Annotated in this window: 5 protein-coding genes; 2 read left to right on the top strand and 3 right to left on the bottom strand. The window is 65.3% G+C overall.

Going from position 1 to position 6,819, the window contains the following annotated elements; translation table 11 throughout:
- A partial coding sequence (locus VIQ49_RS19720; RefSeq protein WP_331887772.1) for an IniB N-terminal domain-containing protein occupies positions 1-963 on the bottom strand: 963 nt, incomplete at its 3' end.
- Positions 964-1,137: 174 nt separating this feature from the next.
- Positions 1,138-1,722, bottom strand: coding sequence for an IniB N-terminal domain-containing protein (locus VIQ49_RS19715; protein ID WP_331887770.1), 585 nt, complete (start codon positions 1,720-1,722; stop codon positions 1,138-1,140).
- A gap of 272 nt (positions 1,723-1,994) precedes the next feature.
- Between VIQ49_RS19715 and VIQ49_RS19710 the strand changes: the two genes are divergently transcribed.
- Together VIQ49_RS19710 and VIQ49_RS19705 are read left to right on the top strand one after the other, a co-directional pair.
- Entirely contained in the window at positions 1,995-3,659 is a 1,665-nt protein-coding gene (locus VIQ49_RS19710) for an Hsp70 family protein (RefSeq protein ID WP_331887768.1), read from the top strand.
- 4 nt (positions 3,660-3,663) lie between these two features.
- On the top strand, positions 3,664-6,171 hold the full coding sequence (locus tag VIQ49_RS19705) for a helix-turn-helix transcriptional regulator (protein ID WP_331887766.1): 2,508 nt from the start codon (positions 3,664-3,666) through the stop codon (positions 6,169-6,171).
- Between the two features lie 4 nt (positions 6,172-6,175).
- Here the strand turns inward: VIQ49_RS19705 and VIQ49_RS19700 are convergent, their stop codons facing one another.
- Complete coding sequence (locus VIQ49_RS19700; RefSeq protein WP_331887764.1) at positions 6,176-6,622, bottom strand: hypothetical protein; 447 nt, start codon at positions 6,620-6,622, stop codon at positions 6,176-6,178.
- Positions 6,623-6,819: the final 197 nt, after the last annotated feature.

The raw sequence follows: 6,819 nt of genomic DNA, 5'->3' as shown, positions 1-6,819 counted from the left end.
CGCGACGGGAGCCTCGGCCACCGCCATGGCCGGCTCAGGCGCGTATGTCTGCCCCGAATCCATCTCGGCGACCACCATCGGTTCCGCCTGCTCGGTCGGGACGATATCGCTGGTGGCGATACCCAGGGCGGGGTCGTCGGGTGCCGCGGGGTCGAACGGGACCGGACCGTCGCTGACGGACTGCGGGTCATCTGGCATGACTTCCGTTGTGACCCTGTCGCCGGTGTCCGGCACCTGACTTTCGATGGGCCCGGGGTCGACCATGCCGCCCCCGAGATCACTCGGGTCCGCTGCTACAGAGTTATCGGCATAGGCCGGCACAAACGGAATGCCACCGTGCGCGTCGAAGGGGTCCACAGGGATCGGAACCGGAGGCGGCGGAGGTGCCATCGGTGCCGGGGCGCCCGTGGACGTCACGTCCATCTTGTTGTGACTGTCATTCCGGCTGTTGTCGGAAACCTTTGTGCTCGAAGAGTTTCCGCTGTTGTTTCCGTGAATCGAATCGTCGACGTTGGTGCTGTGGTCGTCCGTTTTGTTGCCGACCTTGTTGTCGGTGCCGGCCACTCCGCCGGTGGTCGCGATCGGCCCCTCGTTGTCGCCGCCGACAACCACGGCACCGTCGCCGTTCGCATTCTGCTGCTTGATGTCGACGTCGATGTCACCACCCCCGGTGTTGACGATGTCGACGTCGACTCGCTGGTCGTAGTAGTTGTTGACGACCTGCTGGATCATCTGCGAAGGACTCCCGTGCGACGGGATCGACGGAGACCATCCGCCACCTCCCGGAGGGGTAACAGATTGGACGACAACAGGAATCGCGGCAGCGACGTCTTGCGGAGTGACGTCTTGCAGTCCGGCGTCCGCCATGCATTTGTCAGGGTTCTTGTCGAACTCTGCCGCCTTTTTCTCGTCCTGGAACATATTCATCACGAACTCGAACAAGGCCATCGGTGCTTGTGTCATCGGACTCTCCTGGATAGTTGGTGTGCCCTCCCCTCTGGAGTAGCTGAAAACAACGTTAGAGAGATTGGCCTTTACAGATAACGGGGGCGAACCCCCTCATTTGGAACATCGATATGGGGTGCGTTGTCCCGGGTGGGGTTCGGATTGGGGGAATGAACTCATCACCTGGGGATCTCAGATGTCGAAGTCGTCGACGGAACCCCAGTCGTGGCCCGAGTCGAATCCTTCTGTTCCGGGCGCACCTTGCGAATCCAGGGGTCCGGGCGAAGGGTCGTCGACCGGCATCGCTGCCGGATCCGGCAAGGGTGAAGGATCTGTGAGTGGGTCGACGCTCGGAGCGAACTCGTCGTCGTGCACCACCTCAGGTGATGACATCGACGAATCCGGCACCGAATCGAAGAGCCCGGCGCCATCGTTTCCGCGGGCATCGAATCCGGGTGAAGATCGCAACGAATCGAGGTGCTCGAGAGTGTCGACGTCAGAATGTATCGATTCCTGCTCCAGACCGGGTGAATCGAATGCGTCAAACGACTGCACGACGTCACCGCCGCTCCAGATACCCCGATCCGGATTCTGCAGTCCGGCCCCGTCCTGGCCTCCCCCGGACACCATCGGAATGAGGGCTTCGATGTCGCCGGCGGTCACACCGTGAAGGTCGGCGTCGGCGATGGCTTGTTCGGGATTCGACCGATACTCAGAGGCCGCGACCGGATCGTGGACCAGCCCCATCACAAAATCCAGCAAAGTGGTCCCAGGCATGATCCATCCTCTCCGTGCCGTCTGGCACGCCACGCTCTCCCGGCCGCGCGAGCCGGGGCACCTACTGACTACGTATGTCCGAGAGTATCGCCGCGCGCGCCACAGGGACTACTGGTACAGCCCGCACTCTCACCGAGGGCAATAGGGACTACCCCCGATCCGGACACCCTCCCCTATCGGGGATATCTCCCAAAGGATTTTCTCCCCGCCGAATCCTCTATCCCCGGATGGGGCTGCCTGCGATGATGGATGGACGAGCGAAAGGAAACGCCATGTATCCCACCGCGATTGGAGTGGCGATCGGCGCGCAGCGCCTCACTGCGACAACACTTCCCACTGATTCTGCCCCACCGGTCATCCGGACCCCGGTCCTGACCCTGTCGCCTGATCGTCCCGTCGAATGTGGGACCGCGTCGGAGAATCCCCGGGTCCGCGGTGACGGGGTGACGGTGTCCGGGTTTGTCGAACGGGTCGGTGATCCGGTGCCGATCACATCTCCCGACGGCAAGACCCATCGCGCCGAGATGCTCACCGCCGCAGCGGTCAAGAGTGTCATCCGGGGTCTCCTCGGGCAGTCTCAACAGCCACCTCCGATCGTGGTCGCGTACCCGTCGTACTGGCCACCCAATGCCGTCTCCGACCTCCGCGGCGCGCTACCCGCCGCGGGATTGCCGGCCTCGGTCCAACTCCACTCAGGTATGGCTGCCGCACTCGCCCAGATCCGACGTCACCCCGACTTTCCCTCCGACGGGATCATCGGACTGGTGGATGCCGGCGCGACCGGCACCTCGGTGGCGCTGGCCGATGCCGGCAAGGTCCAGTTGATCGGGCAACCCCTTCGCGTCGACGAACCTGCCGGCGTCGACTTCGATCACGCGCTGATGCGCCACGTGCTCGGACTGGTTGTCGACGACCCGCACCAGTTGTCCAATCCTGATCCGAATCTGTTGGGTGCTTTGTCAGCGCTCCGCGCCCAGTGCGTGGCGGCCAAAGAGCAACTCTCGTCGGAGACCGCCGCCACCATCGCAGTCGACCTGCCGATGTTCGGCGGTGACGTGCGGATCACCCGGGCCGAGTTCGAGGATCTCGCGGCCGAACCGCTCGGTCGAACGGTTGACGCACTGCGCGAACTGCTCGACCGGGAATCAGTGCCGGCCAACCGACTCGGCAGTGTGTTCGCGTTCGGTGGCAGCGCCGCCATACCTCTGCTGACACAACGGCTTTCCGGGGACCTGCACCTCCCGGTCAGCATCGACAACAATCCGCATCTGACCATCGCCGCGGGTGCGGCGAGGATTGCCGCAGCGTCTGTGCCCAGGCCGGCCACCGACTCCGGGCCCACCCGGGTTCCGCGGCCCGTCCCTTTTCCGATACCCGGGCAGGGCGCCAGTGGGCCACACAGCACACCACAACCGGCGAGCGGAACCCGCCAGTCCCCTCCGACGGAATCATTTCCGGCGAGCCCCCGGCCCCCGACCGACACCGACCCCAACCTGGTCCCGGTCAGGAACGACGGCAATCCGCCGCCACGGGCGCAGCCGAGACCGGCGTTGACGTTCAACGAGCACCACACCGATACCGCCGAAGACTCCGACCGCCGCCACGGACGACGGTTGGTGCTCATCGGCGTCGCCGCGGCGCTCGTGCTCGCGGCCGCGGCCGGGACAGCCTTCGCACTGAGCAACAACGATTCCGAGACGCCCGAGGCACCTGCGCCGTCGGTGTCGGTGTCGATCACGACAACGCCGGAGACGACAACCGAGGACACGACAACGCAAGAGGAAGTCGTGATTCCCGAGGAGACCTTCGTTCCCGAAGAGACCTTTGAACCGCCGATCACCACCTCAGAAACCCCACCGGACAGCGTCGATCCCGGAGGTACTCCCCCAGAGGTATCGCCGGAAGTGATCGATCCCGTCGAACCGCTCCCGACCTAGCTCGATGTCGTTGACGTCGAACGCCGGTCGCCCACCCGATCTCTCGATCGGGCGCCCGCCCCGGCAGCTGCGCGGCTTCCTCACCGCGATGAAGGCCAACCCGGAGCAGCACCGATCCCAGGCCGTCACCGGTGACTCCGGCACCGGAAAAACCGCTGCAATGCAATACATCCGGCTCTCGCTCGGCGATCTGGGGATGCGGATCGCATCGCGCGTCGATGTCAACCTGCGCGACTGCGACGCTCTTGTCATCGATGACGGACATCACCTGCCGGAGGGCGATCTGGACATCGTTGCCTCCGTCGCCGACGCCGGGAGTCACACCGTTGTCGTCGCCTGCGAACCCCGCCACCGCAACGCCGCGCTGACCCGGACGCTGGCGGCACTGCAACGCGACACCGCGCCGATCCACTTGGAACCGCTGACCCGGGAGGAGATATCAGCACGGTTGACCGAGACGACCGGATCGAGCGCACCGTCCACGCTGATCGATCACATCCAGGTGTTGACGGGAGGAAACCGGGGATTCGTCGATGCGGCCATCGCCGGCATCCATGGCGGCCCCGGCGGCAGCCCCAAGGCGGTGGCAAAGGCAGTCGAACGGGCGATGCGAGAGCGCCTGTACACACTCGATGAATCCGCGGTTGCCACCGTCCTACTGTGCAGCCTGCGTATCGCCGTCGGCACGGCCGAACTCATCTCGGTGCTGGGGGCAACACCCACCGAGGCCGAACAGCTGATCGACACGGCACGGTGTACCGGCATGATCGAGGGCCCGGCCGAATGGAGTGAGCGTGTGTACGCGGCCGCGGTTGGTGTCATCGGACATCAACGCCGGTACGAGATCGAGAGTTCGCTGCTTGCAAACAGATTGGAGCAGGGTCCGCTGCCCGGACCGCTGGCGCTGCAGCTGGCCTCCCATGGGATCGCGGATCCGCAGTTGGTTCCCACGCTGCTCCATGCGGCAGCCGGGGCCAAGCCCGCCCAGGCGACGGCGTTCTATGACGCCGCGGCCCGGATCAACCGGGAGACCGTCCAGACCCGCCTTCTCGCTGCTGAATCCCGGGCCTGCGCAGGCGATCTCACCGGATCGATGCGCACGATCGATTCCCTGTGGGACAACCTCTCGGACGACAGCCGGCCACTCGCGGTCAGAATCGCCGCGTCCGCCTCCGCGATTCGGGGAAATGCCAGGCGCGCGTCCGAACTGTATTGCTGGCTGGGCCATACCTCGGGCAACCACGACGTGATGGCGGCTTCCGTCCACCTGTCGATCGGCGATTCCGACGCCGGCCGCAAGGCCCTCGACGACTCGGTGGCTGCGGCGCAGAACCCGCCGCACACCCGCGCCGCCGTTGATCGACTCATCCTCACCGGACTGGTGGAATCCATCGACGCGCCCTCGCCGAACGCGCTCAACACCCTGATGCGGGCCTCCGCGCTCGAACGCGGAACAGCCGCGACCACGACCCCGGACAGATCTGCCGCGCTGGCCGCAACCCTGGCCATCCACCTCGGGAAGTTGCCGAAGGCACGGTCGGTGCTCACACAGCACTCGGTGGACGATGTCCCGCCCCTGCATCGGGTGCGGCACCAACTCTTGGTCGCGTGGGTGACCCTGCTCGAGGGAGATGTTGCGACAGCGACAGCGCAGCTCGATCGGCTGGGTCAGTCGACGATGCATCTGCGCGATCAGCTCAGTCGGGGTGGACTCCGGGTCGCACTGGCTCGGCGGTCCGGTGATTTCGGCGAACTGCGCAGCGCGTGGGAGGCAGTGCAAGAACCGCTGAGCGAATACTCGGTCGATCTGTGCGGACTGCTGCCCATCGGTGAAATATGGGTGGCCGCAGCTCGTTTGCAGGTTCTCGACGAGTTGGCTCCGACCCTCGAGGCCGTGCAGGAACTGTTGACGAGGCTCGGGAATCCGCCGTCGTGGTCGGCATCGATGCACTGGTACGGCGTGCATGCCGCGATCGCCGGAGACTCTCCGTCCGAACTGGTTCCGCACGCGCAGGCCCTCGCCGAGGCCGCCCGCACCAGTCCCTACGCGGCCACGCTGGCGCGTGCCGGACGGGTCTGGATTCACATGCTCGGCGGCAACATCGACCCCACCGATGTCGAGGCGGCGGCCCGCGGGCTCGCCGATGTCGGTCACAGCTGGGACGGGTCGCGTCTGGCCAGCCAGGCGGCCCTCTACTCGTCCGACTCACGGGTGGCCTCGACGATGCTCCAGCTGGCCCGATCGCTGCGAACGCACCAGACCCCCATCACCGAGTCCAATGGCGATGCACCGACGCCTCAGTCCCCGGCCGCAGTGCTGAGCGAACGTGAACGTGAGGTCGTCTCACTGCTGTTACTCGGCATCACCTACAAGGACATCGGCGACCGACTGTTCATCTCCGCCAAGACCGTCGAACACCACGTGGCCCGCATTCGCCGCCGGATCGGAGCGAACAGTCGCGCGGAGATGCTGTCTGTCTTACGGGCGATGCAGGCCGATTCAGAACCCTGAGGTCTCAGTCGCCGGCAGCGGAGACACGGATGTGAAATGGGATCTCATCGGTCATCCTCGATCTCATCAGACCGATCTGCAGGACCAGCGAGGAGTCACCATGGATGTGGGCGCCGTCGACGACCAGCTCGATCAGTCCACTGTGCCCCGGCGACACCGCGTCACAGAACCCATCCGTCACCACCGTCCCGACGGCGCCCGGAGACTGCTCGTCGAACTCGCGAACAACCTGTCCGATCACGTCGGTGACCGGAAAGACCGAATTGATCTCGGCCACCAGGGTGACGTCGATTCCCGCCGTGAGTCTGATCGACGATCCCGGTGTCACCGGCTCGACCACACCGTTTTGGACCAGCCTCGCCCGGCCGAGGCTCACTCCGGAGAACAATTCGTCGACGGTCCTCGGACCGGATTCGTGGACCCATGTCCCGATCGCACTCGACTTGCTCATATAACACCCCTCGGTAGGCATCAGTCCGCATCTTGAAACTACGACCACCGACCACCGGCGGGCATGAGTAGCGGACTACCCGATTCCACCGGGCGGGGTACCGATTCCTGACGGGGCGGTACCTGGGGGCGCGCCGACGACGCCATCCACACACTCCCATCCACCACCGGGACCTGCCATCTCGTACGTCGGCCACA

It is taken from the genome of Williamsia sp., from assembly GCF_036566845.1.
Lineage (GTDB): Bacteria > Actinomycetota > Actinomycetes > Mycobacteriales > Mycobacteriaceae > Williamsia.
The sequence above is the reverse complement of the archived record's forward strand: the minus strand, read 5'-3'. Positions and strand labels throughout refer to the sequence as shown.